This is a genomic window from Rossellomorea marisflavi (genome assembly GCF_001274775.1).
GTDB lineage: Bacteria > Bacillota > Bacilli > Bacillales > Bacillaceae_B > Rossellomorea > Rossellomorea marisflavi.
Window position 1 is genome coordinate 798,295 of sequence record NZ_LGUE01000001.1, and the last position, 20,224, is coordinate 818,518.

General features: G+C 45.8%; 28 protein-coding genes. 16 read left to right on the forward strand and 12 right to left on the reverse strand.

Annotated features, from left to right (window positions below; genetic code table 11):
- Positions 1 to 89: 89 nt before the first annotated feature.
- Positions 90 to 704 (reverse strand): PH domain-containing protein, encoded by a 615-nt coding sequence (locus AF331_RS04055; RefSeq protein WP_053426871.1) that lies wholly within the window; start codon positions 702 to 704, stop codon positions 90 to 92.
- A gap of 141 nt (positions 705 to 845) precedes the next feature.
- On the opposite strand from AF331_RS04055, the gene AF331_RS04060 reads away from it, so the two are divergent.
- Positions 846 to 1,472, forward strand: a complete 627-nt coding sequence (locus AF331_RS04060) for an NUDIX hydrolase (RefSeq protein ID WP_053426872.1) — start codon at positions 846 to 848, stop codon at positions 1,470 to 1,472.
- Between the two features lie 371 nt (positions 1,473 to 1,843).
- Here the strand turns inward: AF331_RS04060 and AF331_RS04065 are convergent, their stop codons facing one another.
- A complete protein-coding gene (locus AF331_RS04065; RefSeq protein ID WP_053426873.1) occupies positions 1,844 to 2,101 on the reverse strand; it encodes an excalibur calcium-binding domain-containing protein in 258 nt (85 codons plus the stop codon).
- Between the two features lie 176 nt (positions 2,102 to 2,277).
- Here AF331_RS04065 and AF331_RS04070 point away from each other — a divergent pair, with 176 nt between their 5' ends.
- Positions 2,278 to 2,721, forward strand: a complete 444-nt coding sequence (locus tag AF331_RS04070; protein ID WP_053426874.1) for a hypothetical protein — start codon at positions 2,278 to 2,280, stop codon at positions 2,719 to 2,721.
- A 31-nt stretch (positions 2,722 to 2,752) separates the two neighbouring features.
- Here the strand turns inward: AF331_RS04070 and AF331_RS04075 are convergent, their stop codons facing one another.
- Positions 2,753 to 3,352: a hypothetical protein gene (locus AF331_RS04075; protein ID WP_053426875.1), complete on the reverse strand. Its 600-nt coding sequence runs from the start codon at positions 3,350 to 3,352 to the stop codon at positions 2,753 to 2,755.
- A 238-nt stretch (positions 3,353 to 3,590) separates the two neighbouring features.
- On the opposite strand from AF331_RS04075, the gene cspD reads away from it, so the two are divergent.
- The 4 genes from cspD to AF331_RS04095 all read left to right on the forward strand — a co-directional run bounded on the left by cspD (position 3,591) and on the right by AF331_RS04095 (position 6,718).
- Positions 3,591 to 3,788 carry a cold-shock protein CspD gene (cspD, locus tag AF331_RS04080; protein WP_053426876.1) on the forward strand — a complete coding sequence of 66 codons (198 nt, stop codon included), beginning with the start codon at positions 3,591 to 3,593 and terminating at the stop codon, positions 3,786 to 3,788.
- A 145-nt stretch (positions 3,789 to 3,933) separates the two neighbouring features.
- Entirely contained in the window at positions 3,934 to 5,439 is a 1,506-nt protein-coding gene (locus AF331_RS04085; protein ID WP_053426877.1) for an MDR family MFS transporter, read from the forward strand.
- Positions 5,440 to 5,564: 125 nt separating this feature from the next.
- Positions 5,565 to 6,287 carry a Type 1 glutamine amidotransferase-like domain-containing protein gene (locus AF331_RS04090; protein WP_053426878.1) on the forward strand — a complete coding sequence of 241 codons (723 nt, stop codon included), beginning with the start codon at positions 5,565 to 5,567 and terminating at the stop codon, positions 6,285 to 6,287.
- Positions 6,284 to 6,718 carry a GNAT family N-acetyltransferase gene (locus tag AF331_RS04095; protein WP_053426879.1) on the forward strand — a complete coding sequence of 145 codons (435 nt, stop codon included), beginning with the start codon at positions 6,284 to 6,286 and terminating at the stop codon, positions 6,716 to 6,718. The genes AF331_RS04090 and AF331_RS04095 overlap by 4 nt, the downstream gene beginning before the upstream one ends.
- A 36-nt stretch (positions 6,719 to 6,754) precedes the next feature.
- On the opposite strand, the gene AF331_RS04100 is transcribed toward AF331_RS04095, so the two are convergent.
- Positions 6,755 to 7,846 (reverse strand): AI-2E family transporter, encoded by a 1,092-nt coding sequence (locus tag AF331_RS04100; RefSeq protein WP_053426880.1) that lies wholly within the window; start codon positions 7,844 to 7,846, stop codon positions 6,755 to 6,757.
- Between the two features lie 276 nt (positions 7,847 to 8,122).
- On the opposite strand from AF331_RS04100, the gene AF331_RS04105 reads away from it, so the two are divergent.
- From AF331_RS04105 to AF331_RS04115, 3 genes are read left to right on the forward strand one after another with little or no spacing between them, the layout of a single operon-like run.
- A complete protein-coding gene (locus AF331_RS04105; protein WP_160316482.1) occupies positions 8,123 to 9,583 on the forward strand; it encodes a spore germination protein in 1,461 nt (486 codons plus the stop codon).
- Positions 9,570 to 10,679, forward strand: coding sequence for a GerAB/ArcD/ProY family transporter (locus tag AF331_RS04110; RefSeq protein WP_053426882.1), 1,110 nt, complete (start codon positions 9,570 to 9,572; stop codon positions 10,677 to 10,679). The genes AF331_RS04105 and AF331_RS04110 overlap by 14 nt, the downstream gene beginning before the upstream one ends.
- A gap of 2 nt (positions 10,680 to 10,681) precedes the next feature.
- The gene (locus AF331_RS04115; RefSeq protein ID WP_053426883.1) at positions 10,682 to 11,785 is read left to right on the forward strand and encodes a Ger(x)C family spore germination protein; all 1,104 of its coding nucleotides are present in this window, start codon (positions 10,682 to 10,684) and stop codon (positions 11,783 to 11,785) included.
- 211 nt (positions 11,786 to 11,996) lie between these two features.
- Here the strand turns inward: AF331_RS04115 and AF331_RS04120 are convergent, their stop codons facing one another.
- Genes AF331_RS04120 through AF331_RS04130 form a run of 3 tightly spaced genes read right to left on the reverse strand, consistent with a single transcriptional unit; the run spans position 11,997 to position 13,258 of the window.
- Entirely contained in the window at positions 11,997 to 12,311 is a 315-nt protein-coding gene (locus AF331_RS04120; RefSeq protein ID WP_053426884.1) for a DMT family transporter, read from the reverse strand.
- Positions 12,311 to 12,655: a DMT family transporter gene (locus AF331_RS04125; protein WP_053426885.1), complete on the reverse strand. Its 345-nt coding sequence runs from the start codon at positions 12,653 to 12,655 to the stop codon at positions 12,311 to 12,313. Before AF331_RS04125 ends, AF331_RS04120 begins: the two co-directional genes overlap by 1 nt.
- A gap of 6 nt (positions 12,656 to 12,661) precedes the next feature.
- On the reverse strand, positions 12,662 to 13,258 hold the full coding sequence (locus tag AF331_RS04130; RefSeq protein ID WP_053426886.1) for a TetR/AcrR family transcriptional regulator: 597 nt from the start codon (positions 13,256 to 13,258) through the stop codon (positions 12,662 to 12,664).
- A 142-nt stretch (positions 13,259 to 13,400) separates the two neighbouring features.
- On the opposite strand from AF331_RS04130, the gene AF331_RS04135 reads away from it, so the two are divergent.
- Together AF331_RS04135 and AF331_RS04140 are read left to right on the forward strand one after the other, a co-directional pair.
- On the forward strand, positions 13,401 to 13,721 hold the full coding sequence (locus AF331_RS04135; RefSeq protein WP_053426887.1) for a hypothetical protein: 321 nt from the start codon (positions 13,401 to 13,403) through the stop codon (positions 13,719 to 13,721).
- Positions 13,721 to 14,245 (forward strand): NUDIX hydrolase, encoded by a 525-nt coding sequence (locus AF331_RS04140; protein ID WP_235576308.1) that lies wholly within the window; start codon positions 13,721 to 13,723, stop codon positions 14,243 to 14,245. Before AF331_RS04135 ends, AF331_RS04140 begins: the two co-directional genes overlap by 1 nt.
- Before the next feature lie 28 nt (positions 14,246 to 14,273).
- Here AF331_RS04140 and AF331_RS04145 read toward each other — a convergent pair whose 3' ends face one another.
- Both AF331_RS04145 and AF331_RS04150 read right to left on the reverse strand, forming a co-directional pair.
- Positions 14,274 to 14,465: a hypothetical protein gene (locus AF331_RS04145; protein WP_053426888.1), complete on the reverse strand. Its 192-nt coding sequence runs from the start codon at positions 14,463 to 14,465 to the stop codon at positions 14,274 to 14,276.
- A 328-nt stretch (positions 14,466 to 14,793) separates the two neighbouring features.
- Positions 14,794 to 14,991, reverse strand: a complete 198-nt coding sequence (locus AF331_RS04150; protein ID WP_053426889.1) for a hypothetical protein — start codon at positions 14,989 to 14,991, stop codon at positions 14,794 to 14,796.
- Positions 14,992 to 15,108: 117 nt separating this feature from the next.
- Here AF331_RS04150 and AF331_RS04155 point away from each other — a divergent pair, with 117 nt between their 5' ends.
- Both AF331_RS04155 and AF331_RS04160 read left to right on the forward strand, forming a co-directional pair.
- Complete coding sequence (locus AF331_RS04155) at positions 15,109 to 15,684, forward strand: histidine phosphatase family protein (RefSeq protein WP_053426890.1); 576 nt, start codon at positions 15,109 to 15,111, stop codon at positions 15,682 to 15,684.
- A 24-nt stretch (positions 15,685 to 15,708) separates the two neighbouring features.
- Positions 15,709 to 16,098: a thiol-disulfide oxidoreductase DCC family protein gene (locus tag AF331_RS04160; protein ID WP_327205383.1), complete on the forward strand. Its 390-nt coding sequence runs from the start codon at positions 15,709 to 15,711 to the stop codon at positions 16,096 to 16,098.
- Between the two features lie 108 nt (positions 16,099 to 16,206).
- Here the strand turns inward: AF331_RS04160 and AF331_RS04165 are convergent, their stop codons facing one another.
- The 3 genes from AF331_RS04165 to AF331_RS04175 all read right to left on the reverse strand — a co-directional run bounded on the left by AF331_RS04165 (position 16,207) and on the right by AF331_RS04175 (position 17,770).
- Positions 16,207 to 16,599 carry a secondary thiamine-phosphate synthase enzyme YjbQ gene (locus AF331_RS04165; protein WP_053426892.1) on the reverse strand — a complete coding sequence of 131 codons (393 nt, stop codon included), beginning with the start codon at positions 16,597 to 16,599 and terminating at the stop codon, positions 16,207 to 16,209.
- Positions 16,571 to 17,356, reverse strand: a complete 786-nt coding sequence (locus AF331_RS04170) for a 5-oxoprolinase subunit PxpA (protein ID WP_053426893.1) — start codon at positions 17,354 to 17,356, stop codon at positions 16,571 to 16,573. The genes AF331_RS04165 and AF331_RS04170 overlap by 29 nt, the downstream gene beginning before the upstream one ends.
- Positions 17,357 to 17,581: 225 nt before the next feature.
- Positions 17,582 to 17,770, reverse strand: a complete 189-nt coding sequence (locus AF331_RS04175) for a hypothetical protein (protein ID WP_053426894.1) — start codon at positions 17,768 to 17,770, stop codon at positions 17,582 to 17,584.
- Between the two features lie 214 nt (positions 17,771 to 17,984).
- Between AF331_RS04175 and AF331_RS23000 the strand changes: the two genes are divergently transcribed.
- From AF331_RS23000 to AF331_RS04185, 3 genes are read left to right on the forward strand one after another with little or no spacing between them, the layout of a single operon-like run.
- Positions 17,985 to 18,110, forward strand: coding sequence for a hypothetical protein (locus tag AF331_RS23000; protein WP_258523402.1), 126 nt, complete (start codon positions 17,985 to 17,987; stop codon positions 18,108 to 18,110).
- A gap of 30 nt (positions 18,111 to 18,140) precedes the next feature.
- Entirely contained in the window at positions 18,141 to 18,821 is a 681-nt protein-coding gene (locus AF331_RS04180) for a response regulator transcription factor (protein WP_053426895.1), read from the forward strand.
- A complete protein-coding gene (locus tag AF331_RS04185) occupies positions 18,818 to 20,224 on the forward strand; it encodes a HAMP domain-containing sensor histidine kinase (protein ID WP_235576309.1) in 1,407 nt (468 codons plus the stop codon). The genes AF331_RS04180 and AF331_RS04185 overlap by 4 nt, the downstream gene beginning before the upstream one ends.

Below are 20,224 nucleotides of genomic sequence, written 5' to 3' on the forward strand. Positions count from 1 at the left end.
TGTGCTTATCCAGTATAAGAAAATCCATCTCTTCCCGTCAATGATTCCTAATACAAAAGGAGACCCGGCCGGGGCCGGGTCGCTGGATGTCAATTTTGGATGAACGTTTCAAAGACGCTTCCATAATCCTTCTGCACGAAGGTCTTTTTCTTTTCAAGCAGCCAGTCGAAGGCATATTCATTGATTTCCCTGAATTGAGCGGACACATCTGCGCGGTCTGCCTTTACCTGTCCCAGGGTTTGGGATGCAACGGAAAGGCTCTCTGAAGCATAAGTTGAATACACGCTGTTATCAGCGGCAATTTCACCGATCTTGATGAGGGATTTATAAAGGTCCTTCACTTCAGTGAGGAATTTTTTATGCACATCGATGGAATAAGATTCTGAACCGATCTTGAATTTGATCTCCACATCCAAGTCGACTGTACCGGCCGTTTCAAGCATGACGCCGCTGATGGTATGCTTATAATAATCAAAGCGTTTCAACATGCGCTTTTTGCTTGTGGCGCTCGTCCCGTCAAGGTGGATGAGGGCTTTATTGGTGAAACAATATTCGTCGGACTTCGATTTGATCAGGAAATAGATCTTCTCACCGTCTTCATGCATGATGTAGTCATCTGCATCCGCCTTATCATAATCCTGTGGATGGATGACCGAACCAATATCGCTCAGTCCCAGTACATCTGAAGCCATCTTTCCGAACATATCGCATCAATTCCTTTCTCGTATATACTCTTTCATTATATCATATTGGAGTTCCTTGGAGCCTCGGCAGTTGATGGGGGCATCATTGTTGTGACGGGTCGCCGGAACGGTTTATAATGGTAAGAAAAAGGGAGTGAGTACATGGATGAGCAAAAGTGGCTTGAGACATTCAGGCACCGGAAACCAAGGCTGCTTGGAGCGGGATCCTATGCTTCCTTCGGGATTTTGCTGCCACTGATCCGGGTCGATGGAAAGCCTCATATCCTGTTTGAAGTCCGTTCACAGGACATGCGCCGACAGCCGGGTGAAATCTGTTTTCCTGGAGGGAAAGTGGATCCATCCGATCAAGGTGAAAAGGAAGCTGCCATCAGGGAGACTTCTGAAGAACTCGGGATCTCATTGGATGAGGTGAGGGATGTGTATCCCCTTGACTATATCATCACACCCTTTGGAACGATGATCTATCCGTTTGTCGGTAGGATCGAAACCTCCCCGGAAGATCTTCAACCTAATCCGGCAGAGGTGGGGGAGGTCTTTACTGTGCCATTGGATGATCTGTTGAATGATGAACCTGATATCTATACGATCGATGTGAAGATGCATCCGGAAGAGTCGTTCCCCTATGACCGCATTCCAGGTGGCAAACAGTATGAATGGCAGGCCAGAAAGATGCAGGAGGTCTTTTATTACCATGAAGACAAAGTCATCTGGGGATTGACGGCACGGATCCTTCATCATTTTTTAAGTGAGCTGAAGAAAAACCAATAATCTTTCGGGAGGTTCCCCTATGTACCGACATACTTTCTGACTTTGATCCCTTTTTCCTGCATGAATCTGTCATGCTTTGGCACATTAAGGGTGAATAATGAACAATTTGACGTGTTTGTCATGGCTGAAAAGAAGGTATAGAACAGTATATCGAATGCAGGAGGGGGAACCAATCGTGATGATTCGTGCGAAAAGCTGGAAAATGTTAAGTTCTCGGGAGAAGCTGTTCATTTTAAAAGCGCTTTGCAACAGACACGTGGTTTAAGAGAATCCGTCATTCTATACTCAGTCAGGGGAATTCATATGATGAATGGAGCAAAATAGGGACATCCGCACATTGAAGTGCCGGATGTCCCTATTTGGTCTGCTCTTTATCTTTCGCATGCGATGGAGTCTTTGTCACGATCCTTACTCTTGTTGGCTTCATAGAGTGCTTTTGAAACATGCGGGGTGTATTTTGTCTTACCTCCTTTATTCTTCACACCTTTCGCCTTGGCGACACCACCTTTGTAGTCTTTGTTCAGTTCAGTACAATTTTTGTACTTTTTGGCGGCTGCCTCTGTGGTGGGTACCCCCAGTGAAGCGAGCGAGAGAGAGAGAATGAGCACACAACCAATCATTTTCTTCATTGGAATCCTTCCTTTCACTATGGATGAGAAAGTATATTCGACAAAAGAAAGGGAATTCCTTTCCAAGCTGTCTTTTTTTAAAGTAGACTTGAAGCACGTGATCCCGACATAGAAGTGGGATTCCAATCGACATTCATGTAAAATGAAAAGGCACAACTTTAGAGGGGGATCTGACAGTGAAAAAGAAAATGTTTGTAACGGTCGTGGGAATGATGCTTCTGCTATTGATCACCGGTTGTAACCGTAATGCAGCCGAGATGATCAAGGGAGGGAGCGTGCAAGTGGATGAAGAAGCGGGTGAACTTACCTTTAAAGCCATTGTGACTGATAAGGAAATTGAGACGGGAACACCTTATCAGACGCGTTTCTTCTTAGAAGGCAATACGTTGAAAGAAGCTCTTGGAACCGACTTGGTTTATACAGACAAAGAGTTGAAGAGCAGGAAGAAAAAAGAGGGTGATGTGACCCAGGAAGTGACGGTCCCGCTCAAAAACAAAGAAACTCTCAAGCAAATTATCAAAGACATCCGGGACAAGGATAAGGAGTCCGTGACGATAGAAATTGTTAATGATAAAGGACGGATCGACGACCGTACGATTCATGAAGTGAAAGTCAATTGATTAAAAAAAGACGTGCAGGTGCACGTCTTTTTCATTCCGTCCTTTCATTATCCTTCTCTCCCCTCTGCTGCCATAGGAGGAGGGCTGGACCGATGATCGGGATGAACGAAATCGGCGAAGGGATGCCGCGAAACCTTTTCATGGCGTACCAGGATAGGGGAACGAGGATCAGGAAATCGACGGTCATGACGCTGACCAGGGAAGAGTGCATGAATGCATCCTTGTATGCATTCAAAGAAATCCCTCCGGTCAGAGGTAACAGCGATAAAATGAACAAAGCCACTATGATGCCGATGAATGATCTGGAGGACGCTACCCTCATGAGCCAGACAGGAGTGACAATCTTCTCAAGACCCTTGAAACGTCCCCTTAAGTAGAAATACGGGAGGAGACTGAAGGCTCCCGTTCCCATGGATAATAGGACGAACGGCCAGGAACCACTTCTTCGATCCGGCAGGAGGATGGCGGCGAAGAGCAAGGGGAATACCCCTAAGAAAGAGAAGATGGTCACCACCAGGGGTTCGACATCGGCGAAATCACCGCGAATCAGTGCATGGAAGATTTCATCTCTTCCTGACCCGGGAGCGAGGAAGATTGCATAAAGGATGAGAAGGATCCAAAGCAAGAGCATTCATTTTCCTCCGTTTCATTTTCACATGATGATACTCTTCTAACCTTAAATCGTGCACCCTAAACAGCATGAATAAAATGATGTAAGATTATTGAGTTTTCTGAAAAATACTGCTATAGTATAGGTAGTTATTTTTGTTCGGTTAATTATCTTGATAGAAATCTTTCGTCTTGAATCTTAATCAGAGCAGGAATAGTATCATTTTAATGTGCATGCTGCACGAGGAGGTCTATGATCTATGTTACAGGGTAAAGTTAAATGGTTCAATGCCGAAAAAGGATTCGGCTTCATCGAAGTCGAAGGCCAAGACGATGTATTCGTTCATTTTTCAGCGATTCAAGGCGAAGGATACAAGACGTTGGAAGAGGGTCAGGACGTGACGTTTGAAATCGTTGAAGGGGCCCGTGGACCTCAGGCAGCCAACGTTCAAAAGTAATCATTTTCGATTTCCGGACAGGGAGCGTGGTCACGCTCCCTGTTTTTTTGCGGAGAGTTTGAATTGGACATCATGTAAAAAAGGGTTATAATTAACTACGATATCATTATATGACACTTTAGACATATAGAAAGGGTGCAGAACAGTGGTAATAGAACAAAAAGGGTCCAAACTTGTCCTTGCGGGACTTCTTTTGGCCATACTTATGTCTGCGATGGACAATACCATCGTTGCAACCGCTTTGGGGGCTATCGTCGCCGATTTGAACGGTGCAGATAAGTTCGTATGGGTAACCTCCGCTTATATGGTCGCGGTCATGGCGGGAATGCCGATTTTCGGGAAACTATCGGATATGTACGGCAGGAAAAAATTCTTCGTGTTCGGCTTATTTGTGTTTCTGCTTGGATCGGTTCTGTGCGGTCTTTCACAAAGTATCGTCCAGCTCAGTATTTTCCGGGCCATCCAGGGAATCGGCGGGGGAGCTTTGATGCCGATTGCCTTTACGATCGTTTTTGACATCTTCCCCCCTGAAGCACGTGGGAAAATGACCGGGCTCCTCGGAGCTGTCTTTGGTTCATCCTCCGTCTTCGGTCCGTTGATCGGGGCGTTTCTGACGGACAATTTTTCATGGCACTGGATTTTCTATGTGAACCTCCCTATCGGTCTTCTTTCGTTAATCTTTATTCTGGGTTCATACAAGGAATCACCGGAACGATCCGATCAGCGCATTGATTGGGGTGGAGCGATTACCCTCGTGGTGGCTGTCGTCAGCCTGATGTTCGGACTTGAATTCGGAGGGAAAGAATATGCCTGGACTTCCTGGCAGATCCTTTCTCTGTTCGCAGGCTTTTTGATTTTCTTCCTCGCATTCTTGATGATCGAACGCAAGGCTAGCGAACCGATCATTTCATTCTGGATGTTCAAGAAACCGCTTTTTGCCTCTGCGCAGGCATTGGCATTCCTGTATGGTGCTACCTTCATCATCCTGACCATCCTGATTCCGATCTTCGTTCAGGCAGTTTACGGGGGATCGGCAACGAATGCCGGGCTTGTCCTCACACCCCTTATGCTGGGCTCCGTTGTCGGGAGTGCAGTGGCCGGAATTGCCATGTCCAAGACGAGCTACAGGAATATCATGTGGATTTCCATCATTTCCTTTATCATCGGAATGGCCCTTTTATCGACGGTCGGGCCTGATACGAGCAGATGGCTTCTGACGATCTATATGGTCATCAGTGGATTCGGCGTAGGATTTTCGTTCTCCCTCCTGCCCAATGCCACGATCCATAAGCTCGAACCTCGCTATCGCGGTTCCGCGAATTCAACAAATTCATTCTTCCGCTCCCTTGGGATGACCATAGGAATCACGCTGTTTGGTGCGATGCAATCAAAATTCTTTGCATCAAATCTGGAGGATGCGTTTGGTAAATCAGGTGGGATGGCTTCTGGTGATTCAAGCAGCTTATTCTCAGCTGAAATGCGGGATAAGATACCTGATGAGGTTCTCAGCAAAATCACTCAGGCCATGTCTGACTCCATCACCCATACGTTCGCATATGCACTCATTCCACTTGGAATTGCCGTTGTGTTCGTTTATCTGATGGGGAAATCCAGATTGGAAATCTCTAAAACCAAGCCCAAAAAAGGCTGATTAACCCTTACAGGGGAACCTGCCATGACGGCAGGTTCCTTTTTGATAGAAGTCAGTCCGGCGTTCATTTAAAGGAAATAGGGAGGGGAATGTCGAATACGAGTAAGCAAAGGAGGCGTGTCATCATGAAGCAAATCATCGCTATGGGCGGCGGAGGGTTCTCAATGGAACCCGATAACCTGGCGCTGGATCAATACATACTGGATCAATCAAAAAAAGCATTACCAAAAATCCTGTTTCTCCCTACAGCTAGCGGGGATGCGGAAGGATACATCAAGCGCTTTTACGATGCATTCAATTCTCTTCCGTGCATTCCTTCTCACTTATCCCTTTTCAAGCTTCCTGCAAGGGACCTGGAACGTTTCATCCTTGACAATGATATCGTCTACGTTGGGGGAGGCAATACCAAAAGCATGCTCGCCCTTTGGAGGGAATGGGGCGTGGACAAGATCTTGAGAAAAGGATACGAAGACGGAATCATTATGTCGGGCCTGAGTGCCGGTTCGATCTGCTGGTTCGACAGCGGTGTAACGGACTCATTTGGAGACGAACTCGATATCGTTCATGGCCTCGGATTCATCGAGGGAAGCCATTCCCCCCACTATGACGGAGAAACAGAGAGAAGACCGGCATTCCATTCGTTTATCAAGCAGGGATTGATCCCTGAGGGGTATGGGGCTGATGACGGAGCTGCACTTCATTTTGTGGACGGGAAATTGACGAGAGTCCTCACTTCTCGACCACACGCTACCGCCTATAGGGTAGACATAAAGGATAAGGTCATATCCGAGAAAAAGCTGGACTGTGATTATTTATTAGGAGAGCTTCCAAAGGGGGTCAAGCCATGATCATAAAGGAAATCCCTGCAGAAGAAACGTATGGATTGAGGCATGAAGTATTGAGGCCGGGACAGCCTCCTGAAGCATGCGTATATGAAGGCGACGAAGATGAACGAACATTCCATATTGGCGTCTACCTTCAAGATCGACTGGTGTGCATCGGATCATTTTATCAAGAACAGGAAAAGTCACTGTCACAACAGACCCAATACAGACTCCGCGGGATGGCTACACGGGAGCCCGAAAGAGGAAAGGGGATCGGCAGCAAGCTCATAGCCTTTGCAGAATCGGCCATGAAGGATAAGGATGCGGGGGCATGGTGGTGCAATGCCAGGACGACGGCTGTGCCCTATTATGAGAAGCTTGGACTTCAAAAAGTCGGGAATGAATTTCATATCCCTGAAATCGGTCCCCATTACGTGATGTATAAAATCTTATGATCAAAAAGGCCCTGCATCGTCTGCAGGGCCTTTTCTTTATTCTTTGATCGTTGAGCTCCGAAGTCTGATGATCTTCATCAGGTTCAATACGATCGTTTTCATTACAGCGTAGAACGGTACAGCAAGGATCATACCGACGATTCCCGCAAGGTTCCCTGCTACCAGCAACAGGATGATGATCGTTGCCGGATGGGTATCCAGGCGTTTCCCCAAGATGAGGGGAGACAGGAAATTCCCCTCGATCTGCTGGGCTATGACCACCACGACGATGACGAGTACTGCTTTCGTCGGGGAATCAAAGAGGCCGATGATCACAGCAGGTGCTGCCCCGAGGAATGGCCCGAGGAACGGGATGATGTTGGTTGCTGCCCCGATCAACGCCATGACCAGAGCGTAAGGAAGACCGATGATGAGATACCCGATGAAGGTCAGGGTACCCACGAATGATGCAACCGTCAGCTGACCTTGGATATAGGCAGCCAATGTGCCTCCAGTCTCTTTAAGCGTCTTGACTCCCTCTTCACGGTAGCTTGCCGGCATGAATTTCGCGATGGCGTCCGGCAGCTTGTAACCGTCCTTGAACATGAAGAACAGGAGAAACGGTACAGTCACAATCAAGACCGTAATATTCGTCACGATGCTCACGATGCTCTTGATGCCCGATGTAATATTATTCGGAAGGGAATTGGCAATGCCCATGAGCTGATTTTCAATGTCTTTGATGGACACATAGTCCTGGGACATCACCCATTTGAACTGCTTCGTTTCCGATAGATACTCGACGAACTGCTTGGTTTGGTCCGCGTAATTCGGCAGCTCATTGAACAGGGCCGTGATCTGCTTGTAGATGATCGGGGCCACATTGCCAATGATGAGGACCAGTATCCCGACAATGGCGGCATAGAGTACGATTATGGCGATTGTACGTGGCAGCCGTGCCTTCTCCAATAGATTCACGACGGGATTCAGGAGGAAATAAAGGAATCCTGAAATCACGATGGGGAAGAACAAGGTCGAGACAAACACAGCGATCGGTTGGAACAGGAACGAGATCTTCGTTGAGACGAAAATGATGGTGAGGATAATTAAGATTTGCAGGGTCCACGTATAAAATTTCTTCTTGGTCAACTGTTTCACTCCTGAGATAGGTATGTATTGGATACAGTATACCAAAAAGAAGGATGTCGTACATACTTTAAGTTGTTCATGCCACCTACTTTTTTATCGTACTTTGGATGAACCAACAGCTTCATTAAACAAACAAAGGAATCGATGACATCTCGCATAAGAGGCCGCAACATAGAGAAAGCTAGAAATATGAATTTCTTCACGAAGAGGGTGTCCTATATGAAGGAAAAGAGTTCAAAGAGACCGATACGAAAATTACGACCTCTTGGCGAAGAAATGAAGGTCAAAGAGAGGAGCCTGGATGAAAAGGTCTCCTTTATTAAGGAAGGGTTATTTCAGACAGATGATTTATTCATCAGGGATCTGGTATTTAATGAACGAGTGCTTAAATTAATCTACATAGATTCCATCATAGAGGTCAAGAGTCTACAAGAAGTTGTCATCAAACCGATTCAAGAGATGCCCAGAGGAGAGATTAAGAATATTGTAAACAGCGGGGGGATAAAGGAGACGGAAGATCTTCAGGTTCTGCTAGATGGATTAGTGGACGGACGCTGCGCCTTACTGGAAGAAGGCCGGGAGACCATGACGCTCATCGCCCTTCCGAAGAATCAGTCAGCACACAGGGTGGAACCGACTAATGAAAAAGTCATCAGGGGATCCCATCAGGGATTCAGTGAAGAAATCACCGAGAACGTGCAGTTTGTCAGGCAAAGGATAACAAACGAAAAGTTAACAGTGAGATATGCGAATGCGGGTGAGACTTCAAGGACGAAATACGCCCTGATCTTTCTATCTGAATTGACGAATCCAGCGCTTGTAGAAGAAATAGAAAGAAGGATCAGTTATATCGATGTCGACTCCATACAGTCACCTGGACACTTTGAAGAGTTTCTTGAGGATAGCACGATTTCACCTTTCCCACAGTTCCTTAATACGGAAAGACCAGATCGGGCGGTTGCCAACTTGATGGAGGGAAGAGTTCTATTATTGATGGAGGGTAGTCCTACAGCGTTGATTTTTCCAGTATCATTCTTTAGCTTTTTCCAAACATCTGAGGACTATAATACGAGGACCACGACCGGGTCTTTTCTTAGGTTGATCAGACTAATCAGCTATCTTACCACGCTCTGCCTGCCAGCCACTTATATTGCTGTCATATCATATAATTATGAAATTATTCCCGTTGAAATTATTTTCTCGATCAAGAACTCTCTGGAATATCTACCTTTTCCCCCACTCATTGAAGCTGCAATCATGCAGTTCACTTTAGAATTGTTGAGGGAAGCGGCCATCCGATTACCGAATCCTGTAGCGCAAACCATCGGTGTCGTCGGTGGTCTCGTCATCGGAACGGCCGTGGTGGAAGCGCACTTTGTATCCAATACAATGGTGATCGTCGTCGCCATCACAGCTATCTCATCGTTTGTCATCCCGTCGAATGAGTTGAGCACTTCGATCAGGATTTTAGGGTTCCCGCTTATGGTACTTGCATCACTTTTTGGTTTTTTCGGTATCATCATTGGGTTAGTCGTCATTCTCATTCATATGGCCACATTGACTTCCTTGGGCCAGCCTTATTTATATCCTATCGCACCTCTTGATGTGAAAGCCTTGAAGGATACTCTGATAAGAGTTCCAATTTGGATGATGAGGACTCGGCCGAAAGATGTGAAGCCCCAATATTATTGGAAGTCATCCAAATCCAGGGAATGGAAAAATCATGATGAATCGTAACAAACGGACCCAAACACAGCTTGTCTTTTTCATTATTCAGACTCAAATTGGCGTAGGGATCCTTGGGTTGCCCTATAATGTATTTTTGCAGTCCAAACAGGATGGTTGGATTTCTGTTCTGATTGCAGGTTTAATCGTCCAGGTGATCATTACGTATCTCTGGTTTCTATCCAAAAGATTTCCTAAGCAGTCTCTCTTTGAGTATTCAAAAGTGATAACGGGAAAATATGTCGGAACGGCAATTAATATGGCATATATCACCTATGGTGTACTGGTCACGGCACTGATATTAATGTATTCGACCAAGGTGATCAAAACCTGGATGCTTATCTATACACCTAAATGGATCCTCATGTTGCTTTTGATTTTGACAGCCATCTACCTGGCCAAAGAGCATGTGGATACAATCAGTAATGTCTATGTACTGGTGTCCATGTTGATTGTATTCCTCTTGATTATTTCATTCGTGGTGATGGGGACATATCCGATTGACTACCGGTATTTGTTTCCGGTTGGGGCTCATTTCGGGTTACCATGGATCGCTGGTGCAAAGGAAGCGTATTTCTCCATGCTTGGTTTTGAACTCCTCTTGATTCTATATCACCACTTTCATGAGCTTGGATCAAAAGCTGTGTTGAAGTCCGCTACCTTGGCTAACTGGATCGTGACAATCATCTATATGATTATGATGATTGTCAGTACCATCGTTTTCAGCCCGGTTGAAATCGCCATCGTTCCTGAGCCGGTTTTATATTTTGTCAAGTCGCTCAATCTTCAAATCGTCGAAAGGATCGATCTTGTATTCCTGTCCCTTTGGATTGTCAATGTCGTAACATCCTTGACGAGCTACCTCTTCCTTTCGATAGAAGGAACACGGGCCCTGTTCAAGAAGAAAGTCTCAAAAAAGAAAGCCACTTGGATTTTGTTTATGTATGCGTCCATTTCGTTTTCGATTGCGGTATGGTACAAAATCGATGAGATCGATACGTTTAATCATATCGTCATGAGAATTTCATACGCACTAGTTTGTTGTGTACCCCTGACGATGTTGATGGTTTCTCTCCTTAGGAAAAAAGAAAGCGGTGTATCAAATTGAAGATGAAGAAGCTTATTCTCCTCATACTTGTTGTCGCACAGGTTTTCGTAACGGGATGCTGGGATCAACGTCTACTTAAAAAAAGCAGGTTGGTCTATTCATCTGCATTTGACCTGACAGAAGATAAAGATAAAATAAGAGGCACTGCAGTCATACGTGATTTCAAGGAGGGGGTACCCACGAACCTGGAGGTCATGGCGACCGGTCATACAATAAGGGATGTACGAATCCATCTAGATAAAAAAGTATCCGACAATTTCGAACCGTCAAAGAATCGTATTTTTCTTCTTGGTGAGACGCTTGCGAAAGAGGATATCTATGATTTCCTGGACATTTTTTATCGAGATCCGAATAGCTCTGTTTCATCAAAGATTGCGGTCACCAAAGGAGATGCAGGGACCTATCTCATGCCGTTGATGGAAAACAATGTGTTGATTTCTGAGTATATAATTGAGTCCATCTCATCCGCAGAGTCCACCACCGAAATTCCAAAAGCCAATCTGCAGACGATTTGCACCATCATGTTCGATGAGGGAAGGGATTTTATGCTCCCCTTATTCAAAAACGTCAATCAAGAAATTCTATTGGATGGAACCGCTCTGTTTGATCAAAGAAGGATGACGGGAGAACTGAATTATACAGAATCGACCCTGATGTTGATTATGATGAATCAGAAATCTAAGGTAGCACGATTTGTAACCAAGGTGTCATCTGGAAAAGAACCGAACATTCAGAATTATATCACTTTCAATGTTCTTAAGCCAAAAGCCAACGTTGAAATTATAAAAGCGGAACCCGGGAATATTCACGTGAACCTAACCTTGAAATCCAACATTAATATTGTAGAATATCCCCCAAATCATTTATTCAATGAAAAGGAAGTAAAAAGACTCAATAAAATCATCTCTAAAAATATGACCAAAAGACTTGAGAATACTGTAAAAAAAGTTCAAGTAGCAAATTCAGATATTTTTGGGTTGGGAAGAGAATTGATTGCATTTAAACCAAAAGTGTGGGAGAAAATGGATTGGAAGGAAGAATACCCGAATATCACGTTTCATTCGAATGTAGAATTGAAAATCGTCGGTACCGGAATCATTAACTGACTCCCCACATTATGGATGCGGAAACGAGAATGGATCATCCTATTTTTGAAAGAAGAAAAAACGGAGGGGGATTCGGCATTCTTTATAGAAAATGGAATCCCCGCTTTTTGTTTCATCCACATTAAAATATTTATCAAACCGACCATGGCACTGATTGAATGACAAGCATAGTGCCATGGGTTTTGTTATCTCCAATCTGCGTTTCAATCGGTCAAGAAACCATCTTCAACCCGATGATGCTTCCAACAATACAAAGGATGAACGCAATACGCTTGATGTCCTTTGCCTCTTTAAAAAAGACCATTCCCATCACAACGGCACCGGCGGATCCGATTCCTGTCCAGATCCCGTACCCTGTACTGACGGGTATCTCCAGCAGGGCGACAGACAGGAGATAGAAGCTCAGTGCTCCTGCAATGAAGCAGACAGCTGTCGGGATGATCCTTTTGAATCCCTCCGACAGCTTCATAAACGAAACCATGACCACTTCGCAGAATCCTGCAGCAATCAGTGCGAGCCATGCCATTACTGAGCACCCCTTTTTTCCTGTTCTTCCTTATCACTCATCTTCAGCCCGATGATCCCGAATATGAGCAGGGCGACAAAGAGAATCTTCAGTGTGCTGACCCCATCACCGAGGATGAACATGCCGACAATGGCCGTACCTGCAGCACCTATCCCTGTGAAAACCGCATAAGCAGTCCCGATGGGGAGAAGCTTCATTGAATTTGAAAAGAAATAAAAGCTGATCAGGATCAGGATGGCCGTGATGATACTCGGCACCGGCTTTGTAAATCCTTCTGATAATGAGAGCCCGGTCGCCCATCCGATTTCCAGGATCCCTCCGATGATGACATAAATCCAACCCATGATGTTCTACACTCCTTTGTTGTTGGTCAATCCTAGTTCATAGACCTTCCAGATCGACTCGATCCGTTCTTTGAAGATTTCTTCCGTATAATAATGATGTTCGAGGAATACCCCGTCGATTAGACACAAGAATGACGCAGTAAACTGGTCTACATCGATGTGCATGAAGTATCCGTTCCTTTTTCCGCTAGCGTGAATGGAGCGGAGCAGGCGGCTATATTCGACTTCAAGTTCATAGAACTTTTTGCTGATGAATTCCTTGAATGGGTCTGGGGGGTAGAAGCTTACCCGTTTCCACAACCGCGCCTCCTTCGTCGTCAACAGGCGGTGGCAGAAAGAGTCAAAGACCCTGCGCACTTGTTCGATGGCTGAGCCTGGATGTTCAATCTCATGCAGCTTGTGATAAGAAGAGATTTCAGATTTGATGAGATCTTCTATGACATCAGTGAAAATCTCCTCTTTGCTTGAAAAGTGATTGTATATAGAAGGTTTTTTTATTCCAACCACAGCTGCAATATCACTCAGAGAGGTTTCTTCATAACCTTTTTGGCCGAATAAATCCAAGGCAGTTTGTTTTATTTTTTTCTTATTATCGAACTTCAACGAAATACCTCCTTGCATCAACTAACTAACGGTCGGTAGTTAAACCATATCTTATTTTTTTCACCTTGTAAAGAGGAATCCTTTTTCATGAATGTCCTTTTCCCTGCATATACCTTTTAGAGTTATATCTAGGAGGGGGAACGTGGGTAAAATCGGTTTGAAACTCATCGTCTTAGGCATACTGGTCTTTCTTTTGATCGGACTTGGAGTCATGAAATGGATGAATGGCGCTCATAATGGATGGCTCACCATTGAAGAAAAGTTTTATCCCATAGATGAAAATACGGCTCAGGGCGTGAAGTCGGGGCGTGAAATCGACGTTTCCGGTCACCGTTGCTCCATCACCTTCAGCAATGAAACAACTTATGAAGTCGACTGTGATCGGTACTTGGATTACCGGGTGGGTGAAAAGGTGAAGATCACCGTGGAAGAAGGCGAACTCTTAAAAATCAGAAGGAAATGATGACAGGTGAAGGGGGATCCGGTACAATCACCTTAAAGGTGGGGGTCTACATGGGCTATATTGAAGAACTGAGATCACTGATTGGTTCAAGACCGGTCAATCTCGTCGGTTCCACGGTCATTTTGACCGACGGGCAGGGGAGGATCCTCCTGCAAAGGCGCACCTTTCCCCCTGGGAAATGGGGTCTTCCCGGAGGTCTGATGGAACTCGGGGAATCCGCTGAGGAAACGGGCAGGAGGGAAGTGAAGGAAGAAACGAATCTGGAAGTGGGGCGCCTTAAGCTCGTGAACGTCTATTCCGGTCAAGATCAGTACATAGAAGCGGAAAATGGCGACCAGTTCTATTCCGTTACAATTTGCTTTCATTCTGAAGAGTTTGAGGGACAACTGAAACTGCAGCGTTCTGAAGGAACGAAGCTGGAATTCATTTCTTCGAAAAATCTGCCTGATCATATGGTAGCTAGTCACAGGAGGATGGTGGCAGACTTCCTGGAAAAGAAGAATAATCAAAAAGACGGCGCTTGAAAGCGCCGTCTTTTATACGTCTATCTCATTATCTAGAGATGATATCCAGGTAAGCATGGTATGCGGTAAGCTTTTCATAACGACCAAAAGCTTTACCGAAATAACCGGATGATTGCCCGACCGCTATATAATTACCGGTGGTCGGAAGGATATGGATCATGATGGATGGACGGCCGGTATTCCTGTCTTCAGGGACATGAAGCATGGAGAATCGTTTCATCATTGGCCTCCTCGGATCATCAAACAACCGATGATTCACGTTAAACGTAACACACTTGTTCTGTTCATTCAATCGTTCCCGTCAAAAAGACCCACATAAAAAAGCTGCGCCATTCGAATGATTATATGACGAACAAAACGGGAATAGCAACAGCGTAGGAGGTTGCATGATGAATATAGATGAACTGCTTGAAAATACCGTGGACCTTGGAGAAGAAGAACTGACTCGACCGATCTACCGGATTGACATCGATCGTCTGCTGGACCTCACACATGACCGATAAAAAATGCCGGCCCTATCAATGGAGAGGGTCGGCATTTTTTATCGATCAATCATGGCGTTTGTGCTTATTGAGGAGCTCCTTCAGCATATTGATGATGGTAGCCCTCTCCGGTTTATCAAAGCTCGAGGTCCACCGATCAACCAACTCACGTTCGTCTTCTGTAAGATCACGCTGCAGGCCGTCGACCAGGACTTCCGTGATTTCATCACCGGCATCTTTCGGAATGATGGTTTCAGGTTTCATAAAATCCCCTCCCTTGCCATCCTTTTCCCTTGTATGCGGTTTCGAAACCTATTGGTCCCCATTGACCGCCGCTTTGTAGTACACTGGATGAAAACACCTGACAGGGGGTACATTCATATGACACAGATTTGCTTGATCAGACACGGTCAAACCGATTGGAATAAAGCGGGGAGGCTTCAGGGACAGACCAACATCCCCCTTAATGAAGCAGGGAGAAAACAGGCCAGTGAGTGCAGGGATCATCTTTCCGGAGGGGATTGGGATGTATTGATCACGACATCCTTGGATCGCGCCAGGGAAACGGGAGAGATCATTAACGAAAAGATGGGCCTACCCATGGAGGTCATGGACGAGTTCATGGAACGTGGATTCGGTGAAGGGGAAGGACTGACGAGGGAAGAAAGAAGAGCTTCCTATGAAGGGTTTGACTTTCCCGGTATGGAAACAGAGAAGGACCTTACCAACCGGATCATGGCAGGCCTAGCTGCAATCCTGCAGCGCTATCCAGATAAAAGAATCTTATTGGTTTCCCATGGAGGCGTCATTGCGGCCATCCTGAAGCTATTCCATCTGGACGAGCAGCAAGAGGTGAAGCTTTTCAACGGGTGCATCAATAATCTTCACTATTCCGAAGACTCATGGCAAGTGAACGGGTATAATGTGATCGATCATCTGTCCAGTCCCGGTGCATGAGCAGATAGAAAGAGGGGGATGAAAATGGCCATCATATTATTCGACGGAGTCTGCAACTTTTGTGACCGATCAGTCCAGTTCATCATCCGCCACGACAAAAAGAAGGTTTTTCAGTTCGCTTCCCTTCAAAGTGAAAAGGGGAAAGAACTGTTGATTCGACATGGTGTTCACGAGGAAGTGGATAGCATCGTCCTCATCGAAGATGGACGCGCGTTCCTTGAATCCGATGCTGTCATCAGAATCTCAAGTAGGCTGCGCTTCCCTTATTCATTGGGTAAGTTTGCAAGGATCATTCCCCGTCGTATTCGGGACGTTGCTTATAAGCAATTTGCCAAGAGAAGGTACAAATGGTTTGGACAAAAAGATCAATGCAGCATCCCTTCTAAGGAAGTCAGGGACCGTTTTTTGTCATGACACCAAGGATCGGTATGAACCACCTTTAAAGAATCCGGACATCCGCCCTGCGCCGATCACAGCAAGGTCGGATGTCCGGATTTTCTTTTTCATATCAAGGATAGCTCTTTACAAAATGGAAACGGCAAATGATCGCATCCTGGGGCCGTCAAACTCACAGAAATAAATCCCTTGCCAGGTACCGAGGAGGAGTTCGCCTTCGTGTATAAGAATGGTCTGGGAATGTCCTGTGGTGGATGTTTTCAAATGTGCGGCCGTATTTCCTTCGCCGTGCAGGTCGGACTGATGATCCCAAGGGAACACTTCATCGAGTCTCCTCAGGAAATCGGTCTTCACGTCGGGATCGGCATTTTCATTCACGGTGATGCCGGCAGTCGTATGGAGGGATTGAACGACAACGGCACCCGTACTCACATCTGTCTGATCCACAAGGTTCTGGACCTCCCGGGTGATATCGATCATTTCGTCTCTTTTAGTGGTCTGGATCTGAATGATTTTCATAAGAATCTCTCCTGTCTTTATTCGAATAGGGTGATAGAGTATGTAGAATTTCCCGGACCTCTGCCGCTAGACGGATGGCGGACGGGTGATCACCATGTACACAGATGGTATCGGCTTTGAGGGGGATGCATGCTCCCAGTCTCGTATGTACATGCCCACTCTGTATGATCTGCCTCACCTGATCCAGCGCCTCAGCTCCGGTGAGGACGGCTCCGGAAAGATGCCGCGGTGACAGTGTACCATCTTCTTCATACGAGCGATCGGCAAATACTTCATGATAGACCTTCAAGCCGGCGTTTTCCCCTGCTCTTGTCAGCTCACTACCGGACAGTCCATAAAGAATCAGGTCAGGGTCCAAGGAATGGACCGCGTCGGCGATCGCCTTCGCAATAAGGGGGTTTTGTGCGGCCGTGTTGTACAGTGCACCGTGAGGCTTCACGTGGTTCAGCCGGATGCCCTTGGCAGTCGTGAAGGCAGTGAGCGATCCGATCTGATATTGAACCATGGCATATACTTCTTCAGGATCCATGTTCATGGCCCGCCTTCCAAACCCCTGAAGATCGGGGTACCCGGGGTGTGCCCCGACAGAAACACCGGACTCTGCCGCAAGATCCACGGTTTTCCTCATCACCACCGGATCCCCTGCGTGAAAACCGCAGGCGATATTGACCGATGTCACAAATGCCATGATGGCCTTATCGTCACCAACCGAGAACCGACCAAAGCCCTCTCCCAAATCGCAGTTCATATCAATCATCAAATCATCCTCTCCCGATCAGCCATTTCTTTTTAGCATTTTAACGATAAAAAAGAAATTCTCATTGAATTTTAATCTTTCTTTAATTGTATTCACTTTTTTTAGGATTACAATGAATCTTGCTTATGAATAAGGATTTCACTCCCAAACATATGAATCAGGTTCGTATGGTAAAATCTTTATGTTATAAGACCCATTCTAATTTCTTTCCTTTGAAGACAAAAGTCATGCTGAAGCTTTTGTCTTCTTTTTTTGTCTTTTCAGCCGGAACACTGCACTGAAACCCTCCAGTACCTGTTTGTGCCTGCCTGAGTCAACACGGGTCCTTCCAAACACTTTCCGCCGTAATAAGAAATTCACTCCCTCCTCGAATACCACTATGGAAAAAAGCACGCATGCAATCAACCAGATCATGATCAGCCCCCCCTTATGTATTGTATATATGAACCATATATGTACTGTACCACTGTAGAACGGACAACTAACATAGATGTTATATAATAATATTATGTAAACCGAACCTAATCTCGAAAATCTTTCTTGCTATGTTAAAGAAAATTCATCTCATTCTCATGGAAATTTAATCTTGAGGGGAGATAATGTTGGTAAATCAAAGGAGGTAAAAATCATGTGGATACGATTTATACCTGTATTATTCTTCAGTCTTACAGCCATTTCACTCTTTGCGTATCAAGGTGTAGAAATCATTCATGCCATTCAAGATTTTATTTTTGATAAAAATAGACTAAAATAAGGAATATAAGGCAGCAGAGCAGGTGATGGTGTGAAACGAATATTAGTAATAGAAGATGAAAAAAATCTGTCCCGATTCATCGAACTTGAATTGACATATGAAGGCTACGAGATCGGGCAGGCCTATGATGGCCGCGAAGGGTTGGACCTTGCATTGAATCAGGAATGGGATATCATCCTCCTTGATCTTATGCTCCCGAGTCTGAGCGGTTTGGAAGTATGCCGCAGGATCCGTCAGGTCAAGGCGACCCCGATCCTCATGATCACGGCTCGTGACAGTGTGATGGACCGGGTATCGGGACTTGACAGCGGCGCGGATGATTATATCATCAAACCTTTCGCCATCGAAGAACTCCTGGCCAGGTTGAGGGCGGTGTTCCGCCGGTCCGAAAATGAAGCTCAGCTCTCCCATCAAACGAGCTTCTCCTATCGTGATCTTGTTGTAAAAAAGGAATCCAGGCAGGTGCTGAAAGGCGATAGGGAAATTGAAGTCACGAAGAGGGAGTACGATCTTCTCCTTGCGTTCATGGAGAATCAGAATATCGTCTTGACGAGGGAAGTGCTCCTGAACAAGGTATGGGGATATGATACGGAAGTCGAAACAAATGTCGTAGACGTCTATGTCCGGTACTTACGGAATAAGATTGATGGTCCCGGGGATGACAGTTACATCCAGACGGTACGGGGCACCGGTTACGTGATGAGATCATGAATAAACTGGTTTATCGGTTCAAACATACGTCTTTAAAGGTTAAATGGGCATTGGCGGCTGGTTCTGCTATCTTTTTAGCCTTTTTTTTATTCAGTTTCTTTCAATATCATGCCATTGATAAATGGCTCATTAATGAAGAAGAGAGCAGTTTCGGCCGCGTGCTGGACGAAATCACCGTCTTCTTCAAACAGCGTGGGCCGAATATCCAGAAACAGGACATCTTTGACAGCCAGGATCTTATGAAGCAGATTGCTGAAAAGGATCAAACGATCAGGATCCTTGATACAGAGGGGAACCAGGTCCTCGAGATCCGCGGGGAAAGTGATACATCATTCTATGTCCCATTCGAGCCGGTCAGAGGCAAATCCGTCCATCTCATCGAGTCTGAAAACAAGAAGATGCTGATCGGAAGGTCTCCGATCCGTTCCAGTGAATTCAATGGATATGTTGAAATCATCCAGCCGCTTAACCGGTATGAAACCGTCATGAGAAATCTATTCTGGATGATGTCCATCATCGGGATCGTTGCACTCCTGATCAGCGCGCTCATCGGGTATATCATGGCCGGAAAATTCGTCAAGCCGTTGAATAACCTATCTGAAACCATGCGATCTATCGAAAGGAAGGGCTTTCATGAGAGGGTGGATATCGGAGATTCTGCTGACGAAATCTCGGAATTATCTTATATTTTCAACTCCATGATGAGTCAGATTGAAAAATCGTTCCAGCAACAGCAACAGTTTGTAGAGGATGCCTCCCATGAGCTGAGGACACCGATCCAGGTGCTTGAAGGCCACCTTTCCCTCCTTAATCGCTGGGGGAAAAAAGATCCGACCATCCTGGAGGAATCCCTGGAAGTCTCACTGGAAGAGCTGGAGAGGATCAAGCGCCTGGTGGGGGAACTTCTTGAATTATCAAGGGCAGATCGTGAAAAGCAGGATCTGAACAACGTGCGTGCGGATGTCCGTAAGGTGGCCGGCAAGGTGCTCGGAGACTTCGAGTTCCTTCATACAGATTACACATTCAGACTGAATGATGGCCTGTCCGGCCCCACGGAGGCTGTCATGCAGCCTCGGCATCTTGAACAGGTACTGACGATCATATTCGATAATGCCGTAAAGTATTCAGATAGGGGCTCTGTGATTGAAATGGTCCTGGATGATGAAGGGGACCGAGTCGTCATCGAGGTCAAGGATGAAGGAATAGGCATTCCGGAAACCGATCTGCCGAAGATCTTTGACCGCTTCTACAGGGTGGACAAAGCCAGGAGCCGTGAGAAGGGTGGATATGGCTTGGGACTTGCCATTGCTTCCAAGCTTATTCAAAACTACGGGGGGATCATTGAAGCCGACCTCAATAAGCCGACGGGTACCATCATCCGTATTAAGTTGGATAAAGCCTGA

What these genes read in the sequence shown, in the direction of transcription:
- AF331_RS04115 (WP_053426883.1), top strand. Translation starts at nt 10,682, where the DNA reads ATGAAGAAGCTTATTCTCCTCATACTTGTTGTCGCACAGGTTTTCGTA.
- AF331_RS04055 (WP_053426871.1), bottom strand. Translation starts at nt 704, where the DNA reads ATGTTCGGAAAGATGGCTTCAGATGTACTGGGACTGAGCGATATTGGT.
- AF331_RS04185 (WP_235576309.1), top strand. Translation starts at nt 18,818, where the DNA reads ATGAATAAACTGGTTTATCGGTTCAAACATACGTCTTTAAAGGTTAAA.
- AF331_RS04165 (WP_053426892.1), bottom strand. Translation starts at nt 16,599, where the DNA reads ATGAAAATCATTCAGATCCAGACCACTAAAAGAGACGAAATGATCGAT.
- AF331_RS04095 (WP_053426879.1), top strand. Translation starts at nt 6,284, where the DNA reads ATGATCATAAAGGAAATCCCTGCAGAAGAAACGTATGGATTGAGGCAT.
- AF331_RS04110 (WP_053426882.1), top strand. Translation starts at nt 9,570, where the DNA reads ATGATGAATCGTAACAAACGGACCCAAACACAGCTTGTCTTTTTCATT.
- cspD (WP_053426876.1), top strand. Translation starts at nt 3,591, where the DNA reads ATGTTACAGGGTAAAGTTAAATGGTTCAATGCCGAAAAAGGATTCGGC.
- AF331_RS04060 (WP_053426872.1), top strand. Translation starts at nt 846, where the DNA reads ATGGATGAGCAAAAGTGGCTTGAGACATTCAGGCACCGGAAACCAAGG.
- AF331_RS04150 (WP_053426889.1), bottom strand. Translation starts at nt 14,991, where the DNA reads ATGAAACCTGAAACCATCATTCCGAAAGATGCCGGTGATGAAATCACG.
- AF331_RS04065 (WP_053426873.1), bottom strand. Translation starts at nt 2,101, where the DNA reads ATGAAGAAAATGATTGGTTGTGTGCTCATTCTCTCTCTCTCGCTCGCT.
- AF331_RS04145 (WP_053426888.1), bottom strand. Translation starts at nt 14,465, where the DNA reads ATGAAACGATTCTCCATGCTTCATGTCCCTGAAGACAGGAATACCGGC.
- AF331_RS04120 (WP_053426884.1), bottom strand. Translation starts at nt 12,311, where the DNA reads ATGGCATGGCTCGCACTGATTGCTGCAGGATTCTGCGAAGTGGTCATG.
- AF331_RS04105 (WP_160316482.1), top strand. Translation starts at nt 8,123, where the DNA reads ATGAAGGTCAAAGAGAGGAGCCTGGATGAAAAGGTCTCCTTTATTAAG.
- AF331_RS04090 (WP_053426878.1), top strand. Translation starts at nt 5,565, where the DNA reads ATGAAGCAAATCATCGCTATGGGCGGCGGAGGGTTCTCAATGGAACCC.
- AF331_RS04155 (WP_053426890.1), top strand. Translation starts at nt 15,109, where the DNA reads ATGACACAGATTTGCTTGATCAGACACGGTCAAACCGATTGGAATAAA.
- AF331_RS04075 (WP_053426875.1), bottom strand. Translation starts at nt 3,352, where the DNA reads ATGCTCTTGCTTTGGATCCTTCTCATCCTTTATGCAATCTTCCTCGCT.
- AF331_RS04170 (WP_053426893.1), bottom strand. Translation starts at nt 17,356, where the DNA reads ATGATTGATATGAACTGCGATTTGGGAGAGGGCTTTGGTCGGTTCTCG.
- AF331_RS23000 (WP_258523402.1), top strand. Translation starts at nt 17,985, where the DNA reads ATGTGGATACGATTTATACCTGTATTATTCTTCAGTCTTACAGCCATT.
- AF331_RS04125 (WP_053426885.1), bottom strand. Translation starts at nt 12,655, where the DNA reads ATGGGTTGGATTTATGTCATCATCGGAGGGATCCTGGAAATCGGATGG.
- AF331_RS04175 (WP_053426894.1), bottom strand. Translation starts at nt 17,770, where the DNA reads ATGATCTGGTTGATTGCATGCGTGCTTTTTTCCATAGTGGTATTCGAG.
- AF331_RS04160 (WP_327205383.1), top strand. Translation starts at nt 15,709, where the DNA reads ATGGCCATCATATTATTCGACGGAGTCTGCAACTTTTGTGACCGATCA.
- AF331_RS04140 (WP_235576308.1), top strand. Translation starts at nt 13,721, where the DNA reads ATGACAGGTGAAGGGGGATCCGGTACAATCACCTTAAAGGTGGGGGTC.